The organism is Dyadobacter sp. CY343 (genome assembly GCF_021390335.1).
Classification (GTDB): Bacteria; Bacteroidota; Bacteroidia; order Cytophagales; family Spirosomataceae; genus Dyadobacter.
This window is the reverse complement of record NZ_JAJUXK010000010.1, coordinates 181,074-204,059: the sequence shown is the minus strand read 5'-3', so window position 1 is coordinate 204,059 and position 22,986 is coordinate 181,074. Positions and strand designations below refer to the sequence as shown.

The 22,986-nt window shown below is 44.9% G+C and carries 21 protein-coding genes; 10 read left to right on the top strand and 11 right to left on the bottom strand.

Annotated elements, in window-relative coordinates; genetic code table 11:
• Positions 1-218: 218 nt before the first annotated feature.
• Positions 219-1,514, bottom strand: coding sequence for a tyrosine--tRNA ligase (gene tyrS / locus LZG94_RS25840; RefSeq protein WP_233794572.1), 1,296 nt, complete (start codon positions 1,512-1,514; stop codon positions 219-221).
• Between the two features lie 147 nt (positions 1,515-1,661).
• Between tyrS and LZG94_RS25835 the strand changes: the two genes are divergently transcribed.
• The 3 genes from LZG94_RS25835 (at position 1,662) to LZG94_RS25825 (ending at position 4,060) form a co-directional block, all read left to right on the top strand.
• Positions 1,662-3,437 carry a discoidin domain-containing protein gene (locus tag LZG94_RS25835; protein WP_233794546.1) on the top strand — a complete coding sequence of 592 codons (1,776 nt, stop codon included), beginning with the start codon at positions 1,662-1,664 and terminating at the stop codon, positions 3,435-3,437.
• Between the two features lie 115 nt (positions 3,438-3,552).
• On the top strand, positions 3,553-3,762 hold the full coding sequence (locus LZG94_RS25830; RefSeq protein WP_215236024.1) for a hypothetical protein: 210 nt from the start codon (positions 3,553-3,555) through the stop codon (positions 3,760-3,762).
• A gap of 70 nt (positions 3,763-3,832) precedes the next feature.
• Complete coding sequence (locus LZG94_RS25825) at positions 3,833-4,060, top strand: hypothetical protein (protein ID WP_233794545.1); 228 nt, start codon at positions 3,833-3,835, stop codon at positions 4,058-4,060.
• Between the two features lie 759 nt (positions 4,061-4,819).
• On the opposite strand, the gene LZG94_RS25820 is transcribed toward LZG94_RS25825, so the two are convergent.
• Both LZG94_RS25820 and LZG94_RS25815 read right to left on the bottom strand, forming a co-directional pair.
• A complete protein-coding gene (locus LZG94_RS25820) occupies positions 4,820-5,251 on the bottom strand; it encodes a DUF5618 family protein (protein ID WP_233794544.1) in 432 nt (143 codons plus the stop codon).
• A gap of 46 nt (positions 5,252-5,297) precedes the next feature.
• On the bottom strand, positions 5,298-5,909 hold the full coding sequence (locus LZG94_RS25815; RefSeq protein WP_233794543.1) for a Uma2 family endonuclease: 612 nt from the start codon (positions 5,907-5,909) through the stop codon (positions 5,298-5,300).
• 155 nt (positions 5,910-6,064) lie between these two features.
• On the opposite strand from LZG94_RS25815, the gene LZG94_RS25810 reads away from it, so the two are divergent.
• Both LZG94_RS25810 and LZG94_RS25805 read left to right on the top strand, forming a co-directional pair.
• Complete coding sequence (locus LZG94_RS25810; protein ID WP_233794542.1) at positions 6,065-7,210, top strand: ligase-associated DNA damage response exonuclease; 1,146 nt, start codon at positions 6,065-6,067, stop codon at positions 7,208-7,210.
• Positions 7,207-8,805: an ATP-dependent DNA ligase gene (locus LZG94_RS25805; protein WP_233794541.1), complete on the top strand. Its 1,599-nt coding sequence runs from the start codon at positions 7,207-7,209 to the stop codon at positions 8,803-8,805. Before LZG94_RS25810 ends, LZG94_RS25805 begins: the two co-directional genes overlap by 4 nt.
• A 16-nt stretch (positions 8,806-8,821) precedes the next feature.
• Here the strand turns inward: LZG94_RS25805 and LZG94_RS25800 are convergent, their stop codons facing one another.
• On the bottom strand, positions 8,822-9,850 hold the full coding sequence (locus LZG94_RS25800; protein WP_233794540.1) for an acyltransferase: 1,029 nt from the start codon (positions 9,848-9,850) through the stop codon (positions 8,822-8,824).
• A gap of 183 nt (positions 9,851-10,033) precedes the next feature.
• On the opposite strand from LZG94_RS25800, the gene LZG94_RS25795 reads away from it, so the two are divergent.
• Genes LZG94_RS25795 through LZG94_RS25785 form a run of 3 tightly spaced genes read left to right on the top strand, consistent with a single transcriptional unit; the run spans position 10,034 to position 13,737 of the window.
• Positions 10,034-12,538: a ligase-associated DNA damage response DEXH box helicase gene (locus tag LZG94_RS25795; RefSeq protein ID WP_233794539.1), complete on the top strand. Its 2,505-nt coding sequence runs from the start codon at positions 10,034-10,036 to the stop codon at positions 12,536-12,538.
• Positions 12,528-13,169 carry a ligase-associated DNA damage response endonuclease PdeM gene (gene pdeM, locus LZG94_RS25790; RefSeq protein WP_233794538.1) on the top strand — a complete coding sequence of 214 codons (642 nt, stop codon included), beginning with the start codon at positions 12,528-12,530 and terminating at the stop codon, positions 13,167-13,169. Before LZG94_RS25795 ends, pdeM begins: the two co-directional genes overlap by 11 nt.
• A 55-nt stretch (positions 13,170-13,224) precedes the next feature.
• The gene (locus tag LZG94_RS25785; protein WP_233794537.1) at positions 13,225-13,737 is read left to right on the top strand and encodes a hypothetical protein; all 513 of its coding nucleotides are present in this window, start codon (positions 13,225-13,227) and stop codon (positions 13,735-13,737) included.
• 56 nt (positions 13,738-13,793) lie between these two features.
• On the opposite strand, the gene pyk is transcribed toward LZG94_RS25785, so the two are convergent.
• The 5 genes from pyk to LZG94_RS25760 all read right to left on the bottom strand — a co-directional run bounded on the left by pyk (position 13,794) and on the right by LZG94_RS25760 (position 19,687).
• Positions 13,794-15,233 carry a pyruvate kinase gene (gene pyk, locus LZG94_RS25780; protein ID WP_233794536.1) on the bottom strand — a complete coding sequence of 480 codons (1,440 nt, stop codon included), beginning with the start codon at positions 15,231-15,233 and terminating at the stop codon, positions 13,794-13,796.
• Between the two features lie 27 nt (positions 15,234-15,260).
• Positions 15,261-17,756 carry a primosomal protein N' gene (priA, locus tag LZG94_RS25775; protein WP_233794535.1) on the bottom strand — a complete coding sequence of 832 codons (2,496 nt, stop codon included), beginning with the start codon at positions 17,754-17,756 and terminating at the stop codon, positions 15,261-15,263.
• A 105-nt stretch (positions 17,757-17,861) separates the two neighbouring features.
• Complete coding sequence (locus tag LZG94_RS25770) at positions 17,862-18,059, bottom strand: hypothetical protein (RefSeq protein ID WP_233794534.1); 198 nt, start codon at positions 18,057-18,059, stop codon at positions 17,862-17,864.
• A gap of 46 nt (positions 18,060-18,105) precedes the next feature.
• The gene (locus LZG94_RS25765) at positions 18,106-18,699 is read right to left on the bottom strand and encodes an aminotransferase class IV (RefSeq protein ID WP_233794533.1); all 594 of its coding nucleotides are present in this window, start codon (positions 18,697-18,699) and stop codon (positions 18,106-18,108) included.
• The gene (locus LZG94_RS25760; RefSeq protein ID WP_233794532.1) at positions 18,686-19,687 is read right to left on the bottom strand and encodes an aminodeoxychorismate synthase component I; all 1,002 of its coding nucleotides are present in this window, start codon (positions 19,685-19,687) and stop codon (positions 18,686-18,688) included. Before LZG94_RS25760 ends, LZG94_RS25765 begins: the two co-directional genes overlap by 14 nt.
• Positions 19,688-19,834: 147 nt before the next feature.
• Between LZG94_RS25760 and LZG94_RS25755 the strand changes: the two genes are divergently transcribed.
• Entirely contained in the window at positions 19,835-20,842 is a 1,008-nt protein-coding gene (locus LZG94_RS25755) for a YpdA family putative bacillithiol disulfide reductase (RefSeq protein ID WP_233794531.1), read from the top strand.
• 18 nt (positions 20,843-20,860) lie between these two features.
• Here LZG94_RS25755 and LZG94_RS25750 read toward each other — a convergent pair whose 3' ends face one another.
• The gene (locus LZG94_RS25750) at positions 20,861-22,012 is read right to left on the bottom strand and encodes an oxidoreductase (protein ID WP_233794530.1); all 1,152 of its coding nucleotides are present in this window, start codon (positions 22,010-22,012) and stop codon (positions 20,861-20,863) included.
• A gap of 56 nt (positions 22,013-22,068) precedes the next feature.
• Between LZG94_RS25750 and LZG94_RS25745 the strand changes: the two genes are divergently transcribed.
• Positions 22,069-22,365, top strand: a complete 297-nt coding sequence (locus LZG94_RS25745) for a YtxH domain-containing protein (protein ID WP_215236009.1) — start codon at positions 22,069-22,071, stop codon at positions 22,363-22,365.
• 64 nt (positions 22,366-22,429) lie between these two features.
• Here LZG94_RS25745 and LZG94_RS25740 read toward each other — a convergent pair whose 3' ends face one another.
• The gene (locus LZG94_RS25740) at positions 22,430-22,978 is read right to left on the bottom strand and encodes a DUF4136 domain-containing protein (RefSeq protein WP_233794529.1); all 549 of its coding nucleotides are present in this window, start codon (positions 22,976-22,978) and stop codon (positions 22,430-22,432) included.
• Between the last annotated feature and the right edge of the window lie 8 nt (positions 22,979-22,986).

The window sequence follows — 22,986 nt, the reverse complement described above, 5'->3', positions numbered from 1 at the left end:
CACGAGTAATCCAATTCGCCTATAATAGAAAAATCCCAGAGGGATTCCCTGTTTCTAGAAAAAAAGACAACCAAGCCAGAAAAGGCTCCTGCGGAGCCTCCTGTCAACCGAAACAAACCTTGCTAAAACAAAGGAGGCTCCTACCGGAGCCCCACATAATATTGCATTCTGATTTTCTATAAACAGGATGTTCCTCTGGAACATTTCCCTTTAAACTCTCAAACCACCCTCACTAAATGATTCTTCTTCCCTTTCGAAATCAGCAAAAACCGATCTTGCAACAATGAAAACTCGCTCAAAGCCTGCGCTTCCGAGGTAACCTTCACTTTATTGACACTCACTGCATTCTGCTGAATTGCTCTTCTGGCTTCTCCTTTTGATGGATAAATTTCGGCTTTGGTAACCGTTGAAATCAGGTCCAGGATATTAGCTGTTCCATTCCATTCCTCGCGCGTAATTTCCGTTTGCGGTACTCCATTGAAAATTGTGTCAAATTCGTCAACTTCAATGCTTTGCAAAGTTTCCAAAGTCGCTTTTCCGAAAAGTACTTCTGATGCTTTGATCACGGTTTGAAAAGCTTTTTCGGAGTGAATGCGGGTCGTCAGTTCGGCGGCGAGTGCTTTTTGCATAATGCGCAAATGCGGTTCGGCGGCGTGGCTGGTTTCCAGCGCTTCAATTTCCTGGCGACCTTTTAATGAGAAAACGCGCAGGTATCTTGGCAGATCTTCATCCGCCTGATTCAGCCAAAATTGGTAAAACTCGTAAGGAGAGGTTTTCTCAGGATCCAGCCAGATATTTCCACCTTCACTTTTCCCGAATTTTGAACCGTCGGATTTTGTCAAAAGTGGCGTTGTGAGTGCGTAGGCTTTGAAATAACCCTCTTCGTCACCTTCTTTTCTGCGAATGATTTCGGTGCCGGTTGTGATGTTGCCCCACTGGTCCGAACCGCCCATTTGCAGGCGCACATTTTTGTTTTTGTATAAATGATAAAAGTCGTAACCCTGCAAAAGCTGGTACGAAAACTCGGTGAAAGATATCCCGGTTTCCAAACGCATTTTAACAGAATCTTTGGACATCATATAATTGACACTCAGAAACTTACCAGCTTCCCGCAAGAACTGCAAAAACCCGATTTCTTTGAACCAATCATAATTATTGACCATTTCGGCAGAGTTTTCACCGCAGTCAAAATCAAGGAATTGCTCCAACTGTTTTTTGATACCTTCCTGATTAAAACGCAGGGTATCTTCATCCAAAAACGAACGTTCGGCTGCTTTAAAAGAAGGGTCGCCGATCATTCCCGTAGCCCCACCCACCAATGCAAAAGGCTTGTGACCAGCACGTTGGAAATGCACGAGCAACATAATCGTGGCCAGGTTGCCGATATGGAGAGAGGAGGCCGTGGGGTCGAAACCAATGTAACCGGAAGTCATTCCCTTTTTCAGTTGTTCCTGTGTGCCCGGCATCACGTCGTGCAGCATTCCGCGCCAGCGCAGCTCCTCTATAAAATCTATTTCCATTGTGAGTTCAAATACTTTTTCAAATCGAAGCGCAAAGGTAAAAGTTATCGACTTGAAATGCTGCGGTATCAACAACGTTTTGAAAATCGCACCTCATATTTCGCCCAAAAACAGTTATTTTGGTATTGATAAAAGATTTAAATGCAATATACTTACATGCTCAAAAAACTGACTGCCACACTATTAACCTGCTCACTGACGCTGCTTTGTACATTGCAGGCGCTGGCGCAGACTACCTATTGTAATCCGATGGATATCGATTACAAGTACAATTTCGAGCAGCTCAATGAAAATATCAGCTACCGCTCCGGCGCTGATCCCGTGATTATCAACCACAAAGGCGAATATTTCCTGTTCGTCACGATTTCCGGCGGCTACTGGCATTCGAAAGATATGCTGAACTGGAAGTACCTGACTGCCAATCGCTGGCCTTTCGAAGATATGTGTGCGCCCGCCGCCGTTTCGGTGCGGGATACCTTGTTTTTGTTCCAATCCACATTCGAATCCAGACCTATTTTGTACTCGGTAGCGCCGGAAAAGGGCATTTGGGAATTTTATAACCGCTGGACGCCGAGACTGCCGAAAGATATCGGCCCGTGGGACCCGGCGCTTTTTCATGATCCCGATACCGATAAATGGTATATGTACTGGGGCTCGTCGAATGTGTACCCGATTTTCGGTTCGGAGCTCGATTATTCCAAAAGACTTGCATTCAAAGGGGATTACAAAGCCATGTTTTGGTTAAATCAATATGATCACGGCTGGGAACGTTTCGGCCCAAACCATTCCGATCCATTCAAACCATTCACCGAAGGCGCGTGGATGACGAAGCACAAAGGCAAATATTACCTCCAATACGGCGCGCCCGGCACGGAATACAACGTGTATGCAAATGGTACCTACGTGGGCGACGATCCGCTCGGGCCGTTTACTTACGCACCTTATAACCCCGTTTCCTACAAACCAGGCGGGTTTGCGACGGGAGCTGGTCACGGAAATACATTTCAGGATAATTACGGAAATTACTGGAATACGGGCACCACCTGGATCGGGCTGAACTGGGGAATGGAGCGGCGGATTGTGATGTACCCCGCCGGCTTCGACAAAGACGGACAAATGTTTGCAAACACCCGTTTCGGCGATTTCCCGCACAAAATGACCACCAAAACCTGGACCGGAAAAGGCGACGAACAGTTTACCGGCTGGATGCTTTTGTCCTACAAAAAACCAGTAACAGCCTCATCGACAATGGATACAATGGCGGCTGCGAAGATCACCGATGAAAACCCGCGTACATTCTGGGCTGCGAAGCAAAATAACCCTGGGGAAAATCTGACAATCGACCTCGGCGCAGAACAGGAAGTGAAGGCAGTTCAGGTAAATTACACCGATTACAAATCCAACATTTTTGACAATAAACCAGAAAAGGTTTACACCCAATTCAAGATCCTGACTTCGAAAGACGGCAAGAAATGGGAGGCCGCGGCAGATCTTTCCAACGAACCAAAACGCGACCGGCCAGTAGCTTACATTGAACTAGCGACACCTATAAAAGCGAGATATGTACGCTACGAGCACATTTACGTAGCCTCTCCCATTCTCGCAATCAGTGAGTTTCGCGTATTTGGAAATGGTTTCGGAAAAGCGCCCGCTACTCCAAAAAGCTTTACAGCTGTGCGCCAGAAAGACGCTAGAAATGTGGATCTGAAATGGGAAAAAGTGTCAGGCGCAACTGGATATAATGTTCTTTGGGGCATTGCGCCCGACAAATTGTACCAGACTTACCAGTTCTTGAACGACGAGCCGAATGCATTCGAGCTACGCGCATTGAATGTTGGGGTGCCTTATTATTTCAGAATTGAGGCTTTTAATGAGAATGGGGTTTCTGGGGTGAGTGAGGTTGTTGGGATTAAGTAAATCAGAAACTTTATAATGTGCAGCAAATGGTATTATTAGTAAATACCCGATATTCGGGAAAGCAAATATTTTAGAGCAATTTGCGGAGTTTTACATAAATTTCTTTACTTTTGAAATGAAGACATTCTCTTCTGTGTCTGAGGCCTTTGACTGGTGGGTTAAAAATTTGTATCCTGAATTGAGCCCCGAACAAAAGAAAGGCAAAGCGGTTCAGGCAATGCAGGATTACATTTACGGAAGAGGAATCTCAGAAAAAAGAATGCGACAGATTCTCATGGAATACGGTCATTTTGAAATTGAAACCGTAGTCAGATATAAGCCTTAATAGGCTTTTTATTTATTAGAATTTTATGTAAAACTCCGTAATTATCTTTCAATTAAACTATTTCAAAACTATGAACACACTGAAAACCAGCCTATCGGATGAAGCCTTAGTTAAACAAAACGAGATCATTCGCGATTTTTTCGCAACCGACCATGTCAGCGAAATGGTGGAATCAATGCACTATATGGTTGAAAGTTTCTTGTTCAGCACAGATTTGGAAAATGTTACTCCTGAAATGCGCGTGCATATTGTGAACCAGCTCAGAGTTGCAACAATGCTGATGAAGCTTGGTAACTAGGAATCGTTCGATCTACACTAAATGCAACAGGAGGCTCCTCAGGAGCCTTTGGAGTGGTAGGGAATATGTTGTTTCTATAAACAGGGCGTTCCTCCGGAACGGTTTTGGGCTAATTGTACTCTAAATGCAAACAGGAGGCTCCTCAGGAGCTTTTGGAGTGGTAGGAAATATGTTGTTTCTATAAACAGGGCGTTCCTCTGGAACGGTTTCGGGCTAATTGTACACTACATGCAAACAGGAGGCTCCTCAGGAGCTTTTGGAGTGGTAGGAAATATGTTGTTTCTATAAACAGGGCGTTCCTCTGGAACGGTTTCGGGCTAATTGTACACTACATGCAAACAGGAGGCTCCTCAGGAGCTTTTGGAGTGGTAGGAAATATGTTTTTCTATAAACAGGGCGTTCCTCTGGAACGGTTTCGGGCTAATTGTACACTACATGCAGACAGGAGGCTCCTCAGGAGCCCTTGGAGTGGTGGGGAATATGTTGTTTCTATAAACAGGGCGTTCTTCTGGAACGGTTTCGGGCTAATTGTACACTAAATGTAATTAGGAGGCTCCTCAGGAGCCTTTGGAGTGGTAGGAATATGTGTTTTCTATATACAGGGCGTTCCTCCGGAACGGTTTCGGCTGACAATGCAGCTCCAGAGGAGCCTCCTGTTTATAGAAAAGTGCATCCCCAGAAAACGTGGCTCCTGAGGAGCCCCCTGTTTATAGAAGATGTGTATACATCGGAAATCACGGCTCCCGAGGAGCCTCCTTTTTATGAATTGAGAGGTTTTCGGAATTGCGAGAATGAGTTTGCAATGTAGTTCAGCATCTTAGTCACATTGGTAAGACCAAGCTGGATTGTATCCACAGACCTGGTACCGTGATAATAACCTGCCAAATGCAGCTCGTCATAAACACTTGCCAGCAACCGCAACAATTTCTTATCATACTTTCTTAGCCGCGACATATAATCCTCTATGCTAGTCGGCTTTTTGAAATGAATCCCTTCTTTTTGTTTCAAATATTCATCTAAGATTAGCAAAGCAGCAGAATACGCTGTGCCGGCAGCCATTTTAACATATTTGATATCCGCATATTGTCCATCTCTCTTCCCGGCTTTTTCGCTAAGTATGGTACTTGCATTCTCCAAATAGCGTTGCGCTTCCTCAGCTGCTGTTCTTTCTTCATGTGTTTTTGTCAACATAGAATTATAATTGTTACGCATTATCCGCCGATAGAATTCCTCAAAGTCATCGTTCTTCAGAAGGCATCGATTCAGCCTCTTCCGGCAAAAAAGTAATGCCTTCATATATTGCAGCGACCGGCAGCGAAAACCCTAAATCGTCAAATGGAACCTGGTCTGTTGGATTAGCAAAAGTTTGGTAGGTCCAAATATCATCCTTGCCGGAGCGCGTGTACAACTGCACGTAGCATTCATATTGTGTGACCAGAAGGTAATATTGCAGCGAGGCGATCTGCGTGTAGAGTTTTAGCTTGAATACCTGGTCGTAGTTGGCAGAGCTGTTCGACAAAACTTCCACAAGAATGCTCGGATTACGCACTATGTAAGTACTCTTAAAATCTTCGGCCGAGCAGGTTACCATTGCGTCAGGATAGCAATAGGAAAAATTCTTGATGCATTCAACCTTCACACTTTCAGCAAAAGTCTTGCAGCCTTTCGGCTTGAATACTTCTTTCAAAAGCGTACGAATATTGTCGACGATCTCATTGTGTATGAGCGTCGTACCGGCCATAGCGAACACTTCCCCGTCATAATATTCATGACGGATCTCGCTTTCCTCTTCCAGTTTGAGGTATTCAGATATGGTATATTTCGGTTCGACCATAAGCGCAAATCCCATGTGTGTAAAGTGTTTATGAGTGATCTGACAATTTACACAAACACAATTTACTAATTCAAATCCGATTATCCTGTGACATGTTTTATCGAGCTTAGGATATTTCAAGCATAAATGAGCATTAATCAAGCTGGCACACTTTTCATGATTTCCGGTTCATGCCAGCACAACCGTTACTTCAATTTACCGGCAAAAGTATATACTGCTCCGTTGCCGATGTTCACATTGATCCGTGGATTCCGGTAGACCGGGCGATCATCACGCACGCGCATAGCGACCATGCGCGCTGGGGGAGCCGGCATTACCTTTCCCACAAGGACAGCGAGCCCATTCTGCGGCTTCGTTTGGGGCAGGATATTTCTTTGCAAACGATGGAATACGGTCAGAAATTCATGATTAATGGCGTGAAATTCTCACTGCATCCGGCTGGACATATTATCGGTTCTGCGCAGGTTCGGGTGGAATATCAGGGTGAGGTTTGGGTGGCAAGTGGTGATTATAAATTAGAGAATGATAACTTCTCAGTCCCTTTTGAACCAGTGAAATGCAATGTATTTATCACTGAATCTACCTTCGGTTTGCCCATTTACAAATGGCAGCCGCAGCATGAAGTGATGACCGAGATCGATAACTGGTGGGCGCAGAACCGGGTTGATGGGAAAGCGAGTGTGATCATGGGTTATTCTTTGGGTAAAATGCAGCGGATCTTGAAGAATATTCAGTTGCAGCAAGAACCTATTTACGCGCACGGCGCCATTTTCACATTAAATGAGAGGCTGCGTGAGGCAGGATTTGATTTGCCCAAACTCACATTAGTGACAAAGGAAACCGATAAGAAACTCTTCAAAGGGGCATTAGTAGTTGCGCCTCCTTCGGTGGATAGCAGCACGTGGATCAAAAAATTTGCGCCTTATTCTCTGGGATATTGTTCAGGCTGGATGGCGCTGCGCGGGGCCAAAAACCGGCGGGCTGTCGATCAGGGTTTTGTGCTGAGTGATCACGTGGACTGGCCTGATTTGAATACAGCAGTTTTGGAAACCGGCGCTGAGAAAGTATATGTAACACACGGTTATACCGCCATTTACTCCCGCTGGCTAAATGAAAACGGCATCTGGGCCGCAGAAGTGAACACCATGTACGGAAACGAAGATGAAAATGAGGAGGAAGAAGTAGTGCAAGACGCCGCAGTAGCAAGTGAAAGTTACGAGCAACACAAAGCCGCACTAGACGCCGAAATCGACCTAGCGTCGACAAAGTCCCCCATGGGGGATTTAGGGGCAGGGGAAGGGGGCCTGCAATCATGAAACAATTCGCAGACCTCTTCATGAACCTCGACCGCACGAACAAAACAAATGCGAAAGTCGATTTGCTCAGACAATATTTCCTGGAAGCTTCCGACGAGGACAAGCTCTGGGCACTTACCCTTTTTACCGGCCGGCGACCTTCATTTAAGGTAAATCGCACGATGGTGAAAGAATGGGCGGCGCAGGAAGCGAATGTACCGATGTGGCTTTTTCAGGAAAGTTATCATAGTGTAGGAGACTTGGGGGAGACGATTTCTTTGCTTTTGCCCAGAACAGGAAGTGCAGGTTCGGACAAGTCGCTGACGGGCTGGTTTGAATACCTGGGCGAGTTGCCGAAGATGACCGATGAAGAAAAACATGCACATATAGTCAATGCATGGGCTCAGCTTTCACAGCACGAAACCTTTGTTTTCAACAAACTTTTAATGGGCAGCTTTCGGATTGGAGTTTCACAAACCTTGGTCGTAAGAGCATTAGCCGAAGCTACGGAGACTGATTCCAATGTGATCGCCCACCGTGTAATGGGCCAATGGGAGCCGCAGAGCACAACTTTTAAAAAACTGATTCTGGACAAAGGTGAAAATGACAATGCGTCCCGACCTTATCCTTACTATTTGGCTTACCAAATTGAGGGCGACGTATCAGATTTAGGTGAGCCTGCCGATTGGTTTGCAGAATGGAAATGGGATGGAATTCGTTCGCAGATCATTCATAGAAATAATGAGCTTTTCATCTGGACGAGAGGCGAGGAGCTTTCTACCGAAAAATTCCCTGAGCTGCATTTCCTGGCGGAGATTTTGCCAAACGGCACTGTCCTTGACGGTGAAATCGTAACTTATCAGGAAGGAAAACCAATGCCTTTCAATGTGCTGCAGACGCGGATTGGCAGGAAAAACTTATCTAAAAAAGTACTTGAAGAAGCGCCAATTGCTTTTCTAGGTTACGATATGCTGGAAGCAAATGGCGTAGATATTCGGGGGTTAACGCAGGAGCAACGCCGGGCTGAACTCGAACTATTGCACAGCCAGGTTGCCGGACAATCAGTTTTCTATCTTTCTCCATTAATTGATTTCAAGGAGTGGAAGGATTTACATGATCTGCATTCAACTTCCCGCGAGCAGAATGCAGAGGGTTTTATGATCAAGCGTAAAGCCGGTACTTACCAGGTTGGTCGCAAAAAAGGCGATTGGTGGAAATGGAAAGTAGATCCGCTGAGTGTCGATGCAGTTTTAATTTATGCCCAAAAAGGCTCAGGCCGCCGCGCTGAATTGTTTACAGATTATACTTTCGCTGTGTGGGGAGACGATGGAAAACTGGTCCCTTTCGCAAAAGCTTACTCAGGCTTGACTGATCAGGAAATAGGGAAAGTGGATTATTTTATCAAAAGAAATGTAATCGAAAAGTTTGGTCCGGTACGCACAGTAAAGCCGGAATTGGTTTTTGAAATCGGATTTGAAGGGATTAATGCTTCAACGCGGCATAAGTCTGGGATTGCAGTGAGGTTTCCGCGTATATTGAGGTGGAGGCAGGATAAAAAAGCAGAAGAGGCGGATACGCTGGAAAACCTGAAAGGGATTTTGGAAATGTATCGGTAAATTCAAGAATAGCTACTTAGATAGGTTTCGAGATTTTCTTTGAATCAAACCTTTTGTCCATTACCGACTTTAATGCTTTCAAAACGGGTTTCTCAAACCATTTGTGAATAATTACTGCGACGATGCAAACGATAATCATCGTACCAATCAATTGCGCCAGCTCAAATGCACGACCTTCCATCTTAAATCTGACAAAAACCAACCTGATGAATGCGTAGATCACAAACGGATGCACCAGATACATCGCATAACTCGCGTCGCCCAGCAAAATCGCAGTAGAATGGACTTTGTTCTGCCGATTTACTTTCCCTTCCATAATCAAAAATGCATTCGCGATGAAAAATGCGGGAATTCCAAATAACAAAAACCGGGTTAGATTCGGATCTTGTAAATAATCAGCATACACCAGGAATATAAAAGATGCGGCGCCGAGTGAAAGTCCCATCGCTTCGACAAGCGGCGATTTGAGATTCCCGAAATTTCTCCAATAATAATAGAGCAAACTACCAGTCACGAATTCGAGAATAATGGTATTGCTGTAAAATTCCAGCACGTAGTTTCGGATCGGGAAAATATTGAACACGACCACGAAAAGTGTCAGGAAAATCAGGGAAGCGTTCATTCCTCTTTTATTTCCAAAAATGGCGATAAACACAGCTATGGATACGTAAAAGAACATTTCGTAGACCAAGGTCCAGCCAAGAGAAAGAATTGGGCCGCTTCCTTTAAGTCGATAAGGAATGAATAACAGCGACTTAATAATCGCCTCCGGAGTAACAATTAAGCTTCTAAACCAACTAGGCTTCACCGCATAAAGTGCGAGTGTCAGCAAGGTCATAAACCAGTAAATCGGGATAATCCGGACAAGGCGGCGGTAAAGAAATGCGTCAGGGTTTTTGTTGACAATGTACGCCATGATAAACCCGCTGATGATGAAAAATATATCAACACCAAAGCCTCCGACAGCTGGGTGTATAAATTCAAAGTGTGCGAAAACAACTAACAATGCGGCAATTGCGCGGAGAATCTGAATACTATTGAGCATGGATTTGAATGGAAAATTTAGTGTGTCCCGGATGCAGTTGAGGCAGGAGTTTTAAAATTTGCACCCCAACTTTCGAACAAAAGTAGCTATTTTGACTTCAATTGAACAATTCGGAACCCGTTCCTTTCATGGTACAGTATTTGAGATTGTCGTTTATTATAATCAACTTAATTTTCAACCTCCTTGACCAAATCCCGCGGACATAGTATTGCTGAACAATGGTTTAAAAATAAGGGATGGAAATGGGCTACTTTTCAAAAAGAGGCCGCTGCTGCGTATCTGGACGGAAAAAGCGGACTGGTAAATGCGCCCACCGGTAGCGGAAAAACCTATTCACTCTGGGTCCCGATCCTGATCCGGCATATCAATTCGCTTCCAACCAAAGAACCGAAAGCTAGCCCGACAGAACCGAAAACTAAATCAAAAGAGTCGAAGGCTAAAAAAGGTTTGCAAGTTCTCTGGATCACACCCCTGCGTGCACTTTCGAAAGACCTTTTCCGCAATATGGAATTGGCTGCATTGGAAATGAACCTGACCTGGCGTGTTGGAATGCGAACCGGTGATACCAATGCAAAAGACAGGAGCGACCAGAAGAAGCAAATGCCTGATGCATTAATCATTACACCCGAAAGTCTGCATATTTTATTTGCGCAAAAAAACAACTCAGAGCTTTTCAAGAATCTGCATACCGTCGTAGTCGACGAGTGGCATGAATTAATGGGCAGTAAACGCGGCACGCAAACCGAACTTGCGCTGGCCCGGCTCAGGACTATGAATCCGCAGCTGCAAACCTGGGGGATTTCTGCGACGATTGGCAATCTGAATGAAGCGAAGCAGGTATTGCTGGGAATGCGGTTTCCGGAGGAAAATGCGGTAATTATTAAAGCTAATACGGACAAGAAAATCCTGGTAGAAAGCATTATCCCTGAGCGGGTTGAAACATTACCGTGGTCGGGGTATATGGGGACGCGTTTGGTGGATCAGGTAGTGGAAATAGTGAACCAAAGCAGTACTACGCTGCTATTTACAAACACCCGATCTGGTACTGAAATCTGGTACCGGACGATCATTGAAAAATACCCCGAATTCGCAGGAATAATGGCATTGCACCACGCTTCGCTCGACCGTGAAATACGCGATTGGGTGGAAGAGGCACTGCACGATGAAAGGTTGAAGCTTGTGATTTGTACAGCCAGTTTGGACTTGGGTGTGGATTTTCGCCCGGTGGACACGGTTATTCAGGTCGGGAGTCCGAAAAGTATCGCGCGGTTTATCCAGCGGGCAGGTCGGAGCGGCCACCGGCCGGGCGTGGACAGTAAGATCTATTTTTGTCCGACCAATGCCCTGGAACTGATTGAGGCGGTTTCTTTGCGTGAGGGAGTTGCCAAAAATATGCTGGAAGACCGCCCGCCGGTTGCGCATGCATTCGATGTGTTGGCTCAGTGGTTAATGACGCTGGCTGTTGGGGATGGTTTTGAGGAAGCTGCATTGTTTGCGGAAGTCCGAGATAGCTACGGTTATCAATATTTGAACCGGCAGGAATGGGAGTGGCTTTTGGGATATATTACTACCGGCAGCTCTTCACTTACGGTTTATGACGAATATAAAAAAGTGGAGCGCGTCGATGGGCGCTATGTAGTTACCAGCCGGCGGGTAGCATTGCGCCACCGGTTAAGTATGGGCACTATCGTTTCGGAAACGGGTATTAAAGTGAAGCTCCAAAGTGGAAAATATCTGGGTACCGTCGAAGAATCTTTTGTAACCTGGATGAAGCCGGGCGACGTTTTCACATTTGCGGGAATGACGGTGGAGTTTTTGCGAATTCACGAAATGACTGTTTCTGTCAAAAAAGCCGAGGGGAAAAAAGGTTTTCTGGTGCGTTGGGCCGGCGGAAGAATGCCCCTTTCCTCCCAACTATCCACATTTATCCGCGAGCGACTGGCGGATGCGATTGAAAATCCATTTAAAGAAAAAGAACTTGCAAAAATGCGGCCGCTGCTGGAATTACAGGCGGAACGATCGATGATACCGAAAACGGACGAGCTGCTGATCGAGCAATGCGAAACGCGTGAAGGTTACCACGTTTTTATATTTCCGTTTGAAGGTCGGCTCGTGCATGAAGGTATGTCTATTATCCTCGCCTACCGGATCAGCAAGCTCACTCCCATTACATTTTCAGTCGCGATGAACGATTATGGTTTTGAGCTGCTGAGTGACCAATATGTTGATTTTGAGAAGCTTTTGGCAGAAAACGACCTTTTTTCAACCAAACATCTTGTCGACGATATTTACCAGAGCGTGAATGCGACGGAAATGGCGAAGCGGAAATTCAGGGAGATAGCGTCGATTTCGGGTTTGATGTTTCAGGGTTATCCGGGAAAAAATGTTAAAACAAGACAATTACAAGCTTCCAGTTCGTTGCTATTTACGGTAATGAGCAAGTATGAAGATAATAATCTGCTGATAAAACAAGCTTATCAGGAAGTATTGACTTATCAACTCGAAGAAGTACGGATGCGAATGGCGCTCGACCGTATTGCGACGCAAAAAATTATCGTTAAAAAAACACCAAAACCTACCCCATTTTCTTTCCCGATTATGGTGGATCGATTGAGAGAACAATTAACTTCGGAAAAGCTGGAAGACCGCATCCAGAAAATGATCAAACAGTATAGTAATGCAGATTGAAATCAGAGGGGAACATTTTTTATTATTAAGTCAAAAGGCCATTTTCTGGGAGGAAACGCAGACATTATTGATCGGAGACCTCCACTTAGGCAAGATAACGCATTTCAGAAAGGAAGGAATTGCTTTGCCGCCCAATGCGATCGACAACAACTTCAAGCGGCTCAATGAGCTCGTTCAAAATACCGGCGCCACCCGCATTATCTTCCTGGGCGACCTGTTTCACAGTCAATACAATGCAGAATGGGAGCTTTTCCGCAACTGGCGAATGCAGCACCATTATATTGAAATGCTGATCGTAATTGGCAACCACGATATTTTGCCTGTGAGTTTGTTTTTGGAAGCTGATATTGCGGTGCATTTGAATGATTACGAAGAAGGTGATTTCGTTTTTACACATCACCCGAAAGTAGATGCAATTAAGAATAAATTCGTCTTCGCCGGACACGTTCACCCCGTTTTCACAACCTACGGAAAAGGCCGCCAAAGTGTTCGACTGCCCTGTTTCGTTGTAGATAATCACCAGGCAATTTTGCCGAGTTTCGGCGTTTTTACGGGTGGTTTTCAAATGGATCTGACGGAGAATCGGAAGATATTTATTACTACGGAGACTAAGGTGTTTTCGGTGTGTTGAGATTTTAAGGGAGGAAGGAGGAAAGGGAGGGAATTTGATTAACAATTTCTTTAATATGACGATACACCACTTCCGGGACATTCTTTCAGAAAACCTCTATCTCTCTCCCGCTCCACTCACAAACACTAAGCGCATTCTAGCAGCTGATATTCAATGTGTTAGATATGCATTTGAGGAACCTTGGAATGGGGAGAATGTCTATGATTTATTATTTCAAGAATGCGCTGAATATCTCTGTAAGAAGTTCTCTGAGGACAACAAGCAAAACACTTATCTGGTATTGGCGAAAGGAAACGTGACCATCGTGAAATTAGATCAGGACAATTTCAACAGCTACATTCACTTCATTCTCGATAGCAGAACTTGCTTTATCATATCCTTGGAAAAAGAACTGTCGATTGAAAGCTTTGCTAATATCACATACCTCCATCGGCCCGGAGATACTATTCCGCCAATCGACTATTTGAAATTGGTACTTCATCACTGCCCGAATGGAGCGACGATTTATAAAATGAGTGGCGATGGAGGTGACAATTACATTGCGATAGATGCATTGGCGAAAGCCTGAAAACAAAAAAGACTGCCGGTTAAAGCAGTCTCTTCTCCTATTTTATAGCTCGTAAATTACTCTACAACGCTCAATTTCACTGTATTCGTTTTACGTTGTCTCGAAACCGGCATGCTCAGGGTGTTAATAAATACATCTCCCTTTTGCAGCTCGCCTTTTTCTACTAAAAACGTCTTGATATCTTCGATCAGATCGTCTGTTGAAACGTCCTGGTCACGGTCATAAAAGTATACTTTCGTTCCCCAGTAAAGGGCCAATTGATTCATTAACACTTTATTAGAAGTGAAAATGATCAGACTCGCTTTCGGGCGGTGATGTGACAAACGGAAAGAAGTATAACCCGACCGCGTGATCCCGATAATTGCGCTCGCTTGCGTATCACGGGCAAGGCGGCAGGCGCTCATTACCACATTATCGTTCAATTTGAAAGAACCCGGACTTTCATTTACAAATGCATGGTGTTTGAAATAAATGCTGTTTGTAGCCGATTCCACTTTTTCAATGGTCCGTGTCATGCTTTCTACGGCAAGGATCGGGTATTTACCGGAAGCAGTTTCAGCACTAAGCATTACCGCATCCGCCCCGTCCAATACTGAATTTGCTACGTCGTTCAACTCCGCGCGTGTTGCACGTGGGCTGTCGATCATACTTTCCAGCATTTGAGTGGCAACAATTACAGGTTTAACGGCCTTGTTACATTTATCAACGATCATTTTCTGGATCATCGGTACCTCCTCGGCAGGAAGCTCAACACCCAGATCACCGCGGGCTACCATAATCGCGTCGCTCGCTTCAATAATTTCGTCGATATTCACAATAGCTTCCGGTTTTTCAACTTTCGCCACCAGACGCGCCGTTTTTCCTTTGTTCGCAATGTATTCTTTTACTTTCAGGATCTCAGCCGCAGTACGAACGAATGACAAAGCGATCCATTCTACGTTGTTTTCAAGTCCAAAGTCAAGATCTTCGTAGTCTTTTGTAGTTACAGAAGGCATTGAAACTCTGGTATTTGGAAGGTTAACACCTTTTTTGGATTTCAGGTAACCGCCGTAAATAACTTCAGTTACCACGTCGCTGCCGTCCAATCCTGTTACCAATACTTCCAGCTTTCCGTCGTCCATCAGGATACGGTCGCCGATTTTTACGTCGTTGTACATGCCGTCGTAGGGAGTACTAACCTTTTCGGCAGTACCTAATACCTCTGTATTAGACAGAATCAGCTTTTTGCCCGGCTCAATCAGAACCCCATCCTTTTCAGCCACAAGGCCAATACGGATCTTAGGTCCCTGTAAATCTTGCAGGATCGCGAGATTCAGTCCATGTTCTTCGTTGATCTCCCTAATCGTTGTGAGTCTTGCAAGGTGGTCGGCGTGGGTACCGTGGGAAAAATTAAGACGAAATACGTTTACTCCGGCTTTTGCGAGTGCATATAATGTTTCTTTTGTTTCTGAGGCCGGACCTACTGTTGCAACAATTCTGGTTTTTTTGGAAGACATAGGGGATTTTGCAGTAAGAAATGATTTTTATAAACAGTCCACGTCAATCACGACCTGGATGCTTTTCAATGTTTTGTCGGTCAATATGTCAATTACCTTTTCCTGTATGAATGACTTTGCCGCCTTAAAATTAATCTTTTCTCGCTCAAGTTTGATGAGAATGTCGAACAAAAACAGATTTCTTACTCTTTCCACGAGTGGCGGCTGAGGTCCTAAAACCCTGCTCAAACCGAGATTTCCGGCCAGCTTTTCGGCCAGTACCTTCGCAGCACGGTTTGCAGTAGCCTCGTCAATATGCTTGACAGTGACTTTAATCAGTCTGGAAAAAGGAGGATAATTATATTTTTCACGCTCTCCGATTTCAGATTCGTACATACCTGTATAATCATTCAGGACAACTCTTTCCAACAATTTTTGTCCCGGATTTGCGGTTTGAATCAGCACTTTACCCGGTTTGTCCGCCCTCCTTCCTGCCCTGCCGCTCACCTGTGTCAGCATTTGGAAAGCCCGCTCAGTAGCTCTGAACTCCGGGAAATTAATCATTCTGTCGGCATCGAAAATACCTACAATACTCACATTATCGAAGTCCAGGCCTTTGCTAACCATCTGTGTACCAACGAGAATATCAATTCCACCAACTTCAAAATCCTGAATGATCTGCTGATATGCATTTTTCGCGCGCGTGGTATCCATATCCATTCGCTGCACACGCGCCTCGGGAAACATCAGGTTAATTTCGTCCTCGATCTTTTCGGTACCAAATCCGATCGTCTTTACTTTCGGAGAGCCGCAGTTGGGGCAGGTACGAGGCACTTCTTCCTTGTGACCGCAATAGTGACAACGTAACTCACTGACTTTCATGTGGTAAGTCAAGCTTACGTCGCAATTTGCACACTCAGAAATCCAGTTGCATTCCTCGCATTGCATATAGGGCGAATACCCGCGGCGATTTTGGAAAAGGATCGTTTGCTCTTTGTGTTTGAGGTTATGCTGCAAATGTTCGATCAAAACAGACGAAAACTCATTTTTCATCTTCTTCTGCTTTTTCTCTTTTTTAATATCAATTAATTCAAAAGTCGGCAATGCGGCATTTCCGAAACGCTGCTTCATTTCTACCAATCCATACCTGCCGCTCGTGGCGTGATAATAGCTTTCCAGTGAAGGAGTTGCAGAGCCAAGAAGCGTTTTTCCGTTGTGCATGTACGACATAATCACCGCCACATCGCGGGCATTATAGCGCGGCGCGGGATCGTGTTGTTTATAGGAAGATTCGTGCTCTTCGTCCACGATAATCAACCCCAGATTATCAAAGGGAAGAAAAATAGCGGAGCGCACACCGACCACGAACTGAAACTTCCCATCTAATATTCCCTTCCAAACCTCAACCCGCTCGTTGTCAGAGAATTTGGAATGATAAATACCCATTACATCTCCGAAAACCTTCTTCAACCGCACTACAATCTGCGTAGTTAATGCAATTTCAGGAAGTAGAAAAAGTACCTGTGAGCCGCTTTCGAGCACTTGACGGATCAGGTCGATGTATACTTCGGTTTTGCCACTACCGGTAATCCCGTGCAGGAGTACTACTTCTTTTTGTTTAAAATGCTCCTGAATCTGCGCGACTGCCTCTGTTTGGGTCTCGGTTAAAGTAATTGCTGTGGTACTCCCAGCGGGAATTTCTTCAAACCGGGAAATGAATATTTCAAACTGCTCAAAAACTCCTTTTTTAATTAATGTATTCAACGACGAAGCAGAAATTGAATCGTCGCCGCCGAAAACAGACTTATCCAAACCCTTTTGATTGAGATCGGGGTTATTGTAAACCGGAATAAAACTGAGGTATTTAAGCAGAATATCCTGCTGTTTCTGGTTCTTTTCCAGCGAACCTGCCAGTGCATTCAGCGCTTCATTACTCAGGTAAGCGCTTTTCAGCCTGATTTTTTTGACAACTTTCGGCTTGTACCTTTCCTTCACTTCCTCGTAAAGGATCACCGCCCGTTTGCCTACAAGTGACTTAATTATAGATGTGATATTTGACTTTTGCAGCAGCCGCTCCACCTCTTCGTATGAGAGTGTCTGATGTTTTTTGATCTCCTCAATTACAATCGCTTCCTGATCCGTTAAAAGATCCTCATATTCAAACTCAGGGTTTAATTGTATTCGCGACTGACTCGTAATTTTCAATCCCGCAGGCAAGGCTACATTGAGTACTTCACCGATATTACACAGATAATATTCCGCTACCCACTTGAATAGTTCGAGCTGGTGGTTAGTAACAATAGGTTGCTCGTCAAGCAGTTCCATGATGTATTTCGCCTGGTACTGCGGCGGTGGCGTCGAGTGGATTTTTGCAATAACCGCAGTAATCACCCTTTTTTTACCAAACTGAACAATCACCCGCGCACCCACTTTCACAAGCCCGCTCAGCTCGCGCGGAACCCGATAAGTAAATAACGAAGGCACCGGAACCGGCAAAATCAAATCAACAAAAAGCGTGGTTTCTTCCTCAAAAAAAGAGGTCATATAATTATTGGAATGGAGGAAACTAGTAAATCCGCTTCTTTTTAGGATGCTGGCGCGTATCAAATACAGCCAACACAAGAAGATGCGTTTTAGTAGTTTTGTAAATCAAAAGGTGTGAGAAATACCCTGTCCGAGCTCTATTTGCTTCAAGGATTCTTTAACATCCAAAATCACCTTCTCAGGCAAATCGGACCATTCATTGGAATCATCAAAATTCCTGAATATAGATTTTACTGCATCAATGATCTTTTCGTCTTCCGTATCTAACAGCCTCTTAGCCAGTTCGATTTTTTCAGCTTGCATGTCCATAAGATCAAATTTACAATTTTGCATTGAAATTAAACAGGCATTAGTCAATCATCCTCACATCAATCACAGGCGCCTTTTCCCAGTTAACCAATGCATTGAAAAGCTTCACTGAATCGAATGTAAAAATATCGGTTTCAGAAATCTCACGCTCCTGGATAATACCCTGGTCGAGTAAAAAAGCTCTTTGCGTGCCCGGCAACAGGTAAGTTGTCGGCGTATACCAGCCGGTTCCGTCACTGAAAGCTACATTATAATAATACGCATCTGTTACCCAGCCATTTTTGATGATCAGAATTTCGTCTGCGTCTTCGCGTTGCGCAAATAGTGTATTCAGCTCCTCTCGCTGGTCGTATTTATAACTGTAATCAACGCTATTGTGATAAACCCTCCGCAGCTTAGTGATTTGCCGCCCAACGTGTGGCTCCCATTTGATATTGTCAATTTTCAGGTCGTAAGCCACCCTGCATTTATGTATACTATCATCCACAAAATCAGGAATTTCTAACATTTCGGACAAGTCCCATCGATCCTGGTAACCCCAAAGTTCCTGACGCGTTCTGTTCAATCTGGCTTCATGGTAGGCCAGATTTTTCAGTTCGCGGTTCTCTACACAAATCGTTTCAATACACAACATGCGGGATATGGTTGAATGGGAGATAAACCTTATCAATTAATTCCTGGTACTCGCCTCGCGCATTACTCAGGGCCGTAATCCCGCCGCCACTTTTGAAAACCATTTTTCCATTTTGATCTTCAATAAAACGGATCATCACAGCGCTCTCAAAATTTGCACCGTCAAAATAACCCATAATGCCGGTGTAATAGCCTCTATCATAGCCTTCTACCTCTTCGATAATCTTTAAAGTACTCGGCTTCGGCGCACCGGTTATCGATCCAGCCGGAAGTAAGCGCAGTAATAAATCGCCGTAATTAGCAGCAAAACTGTCTGGCAAAATGCCTGCTACTTCCGAGCTGACCTGCAAAAGCGTTTTATCGTAAGCCTGCACTTTTTCAATGTAACGATACCTTTCCACCCAAACTTTCTCCGCCACCATACTCAAATCGTTCCGGATCAGATCCACAATCGTCGCATGTTCCGCAGCTTCTTTAAAATCGGATAATATCACATTTTCAGCATCCGGCACCGAAGCATCGATCGTGCCTTTCATCGGAAAAGAAGAAATACGGTTTCCACTGATTCTGACAAATATTTCGGGTGAAAAACAGACAAACTGATCTTTCAGCCAAAACCGGTAAGGCGCGTCGCTGTATTCAAATATTTCCTTTAAAGTCAGACTGGTTTCAATCGGCGTCGGTACAGACAAATTCAGCAAAAATGAGTTTCCAGCCCTGATATTGCCGATCACGTGATTAAACTTAGGCTCGTATTCCTCAAAAGATATAGGCGATTTACGGAAAGAAAAATCTCCTAAAAAGCTGTCAACCTTGCGTTTTTGATTAGAAAAACCATTCAGATCGAACATTACTTCCGATGGATCAATGTCGGTCAGCTTCCAGGCCAGCGGCTTTTGCATCTTGTAATCCACAAGAAAAACAAACGGAATTCCTTCGTTCCCCCATTTATTCAGATTGCCCGTAAAAGTGTCCAGCCCGTTTTCCAATTTTTTGCGGAATATCGCTCATTTTTAACCGTAAGCGAATTTACAAAGTTCAGAAACCAATATCCGATTTGCCGGGTTAAATTGAATAGGCGGCGTTCCGGCGAGCAGGCTGCCGGAAATACATAGAATCAAAACATATCTGACGTAATGCACATTTACGATGTTATAGTAATCGGCGGTGGTCCTTGCGGACTGGCAATGGGCGTGGAACTTGCCAAAAGCGGCATGGATTACCTGATTTTGGAAAAAGGAAACCTGACCGAATCGATCCGGAACTATCCCAGGAGAATGCGATTTTTTTCCACCGCTGAGAATATCGAGATCGGTGGGATCCCTTTTGCTATTTCGGAAGTGAAAGCCAGCCGCAACGAGGCGCTGCAATATTACCGCAAGGTGGCCGGCTATTATAACCTCAATTTCAAGTTATTTATAGATGTAGATCGCGCCGAGAAACAACCTGACGGCACTTTTCTGACTTATACAAACGACGGGCAGATTTTTCAGTCGAAAAATGTGGTGCTCGCTACGGGTTATTTTGATGTGCCCAGACTGTTGAATGTGCCTGGCGAAAACCTGCCGCATGTTTCGCATTACTATGATGAGCCTTTTAAATATTCGTTTACAAATGTGGTTCTGGTAGGCGGTTCTAACTCTTCCGTGGAAGCTGCATTGGAATTGTACCGCCACGATGCACACGTGACGATCGTACATAAAGAGGCCGATTTCAGGACAAAAGTGAAATATTGGCTGGTACCTGATGTTAAAAATCGCGTGAAAGAAGGCAAGATCCACACGCGTTTCAATAGTGTAACCGAGGCCATTGAGCCTGGCCGAATGCTGATCAGAAATACTGAAACGGGAGAAACTGAGTGGCTTCCGGCCGATTTTGTGTTCCTGCTGGTGGGCTATTTACCTGACGAACATCTACTTACAAGATGCGGCGTAAAACTGGACCCGGCGACGAAAGTACCTACATTCAATACCGAGGATTTCGAAACGAATATACCCGGACTCTACCTTTGCGGGACAGTTATGGCGGGCGTATTCACCGAAAAAGTCTTTATTGAAAATGGCCGGGATCATGCCGCCGCCATCGCAGATCATCTGGCCGGCCGCGAGATCAGGACTGTTAAGGAATTGATTGACAGGATTTAAGGCACTAATGCAAGCCAGCTATTCATCAACAAATACCAGTTTTCTTTTTCTCTTTTTGAAAGAAAGCTTTTCCACTTTCCCGATCAAACCGCTGGCTCCTACTCCGTAACCTACATTGCCTGCGAAACTGACCGCGTGGAATCCTTCTTTCCCCAAAAACCGCCACGATTTACCGCGGTCAATAGAATAGCTGCTGCCGGAGGGGCCAGTCGCGACCAGGGCGTAATCATCTGCCCGGAGCTGCGTCTCCCCCGTCCATATTGCGTCGGTTTTTTGATACAATGCAACACACTCTTTCAAGCCGGCCGGAACGGTCATTTTTGATAGAATCCAGGTTACTCCGCCGTCTTTTGTAAGCAGCACATTTAATGTCGAGTCGGTGGTTTTTTTGTAATCCCCGCCCACAGCAATTCCATTTTTATTTGACCAAAACCTCAACCCAAATATCCCGCTGGTAGGTCCGGCCGGTAGTGGCGTTGCGGATACTTTCCAGCTTTGCCCAAAATCTTCTGACCTGAATACGCGCGCCATTTTCGATCCTCCGGTACCGATGTACACATTACTTTTTCCGAAAGTAATAACAGAAGTACCACTCGCAGCGAAGCAAGCTTCGCCGGGTTCTGCCACCGGACGCTTTTCGATTGGTAGTTCAGCCCATCTTTTACCTCCGTCTTCGGTAGTCAATATGAACAGTTTTCCGTCGATCGGATCACCCAGACAAATCCCTTTATTTTTATCCCAAAAGTCGATTCCATCCAGAAAAACCCCATTTTGTGTAGTTTGGTACACAAGGTTCCAGCTCTCACCGCCATCTTCGGTCCGGTATATTTTCGCCTGACCTTTCTCGGATTCTCCTGCGCTCATCGCCACCAATGTATTCTTATTGATTGCATGCACATCCCGGAAATCCAGGGAGTCGGCGCCGGGTACTTTATACGTTGCCCAGGTCTTTCCGCCATTGGTTGTTTTCAAAATCGTCCCTTTCGAGCCCCCAACCCAGCAGATAGTAGGCGAAACGGTGTGGACAGCCCGCATGTGAATATTTGATTTGATATCCATAACCCTCCATTGCGCATAAACCGGCATTGACAGGGAGACCTGTAATGAAATGAAAAGCGCCGTCAGATATTTGAAGCAGCCTATTGAAGAAGTATTTAAAGAAATTGGCACAGTATTTTTGTTGCTTGCTATTCTAATCTATTATTATCACAAAATAGGAAATTCATATGAACAAGAATCAAAAATTTTTGATAGGCTCTATTGGTGCATTGCTTACAGGCATCGCAATCGGCCTTTTGGTTGCTCCTAAAAACGGAAAAGACACTCGCAAGCTGATCAAGCACAGAGCGAATGACCTGGGGGGAAATGCCAAAGATAAATATGAAAAAAGCCTCGAAGAGCTATCTGTTTTAGCTGATAAATTGAAAGAAGGCTTCCTGAAAAACGTAAGCACGGTGAAAGACAAAGCTGGTGCTGTCGCTGACAATGTAAATGACAAAGTGCGCGGCGTAGTAAATCACTAATCGCACTCCCATATAAAAATATTAGGAAGGCCGGTTCGCAATGAACTGGCCTTTTTCTTGCGCCTTACTTTGGAATTTGACCAATAATCTCTGCGACTGCCTGATCAATATCTTCCTTGAAATTCTTACTCTTTTCCGGGATAATGCCGGAAGCGCCACCCTGCCACACGAGTTTGTTATTTGCAGCATCTACCAGGTCAATCATCAATGTTCCCTGCCTGTATTTACCTATTACAACCTCTTCACTTTTCCAGGAATAACGGCGCTGGCCCATGTAGCGCGGCAGTCCGTCCGTCCGAAAATCAGTTTGTCTGGTTTGCTCTTTCTCCTCTACTGAGAGCGCGATATTCACCTTCAAATTCGCGTCCCGCGCCTCATCGAGGCCTTTCGCCTGCAAATTCTGAGCGACTGCCGCTTTGATAACTTCAACGTTCTGTTCAAACTTCTTTGAAACCGTATCTCCGGAAGCTTCGATTTCATAGAATCCAAATGTTGGATAATCCGAAAGCCTGAAACTGTCTTCCTGCTTTGGTTTCAAAACTTTATACGAGGTGCTACAACTGGCCATTACAATTAAAATCAGCCCCAGCGTTGCAGAAACGATACTTTTCATGATCAGCT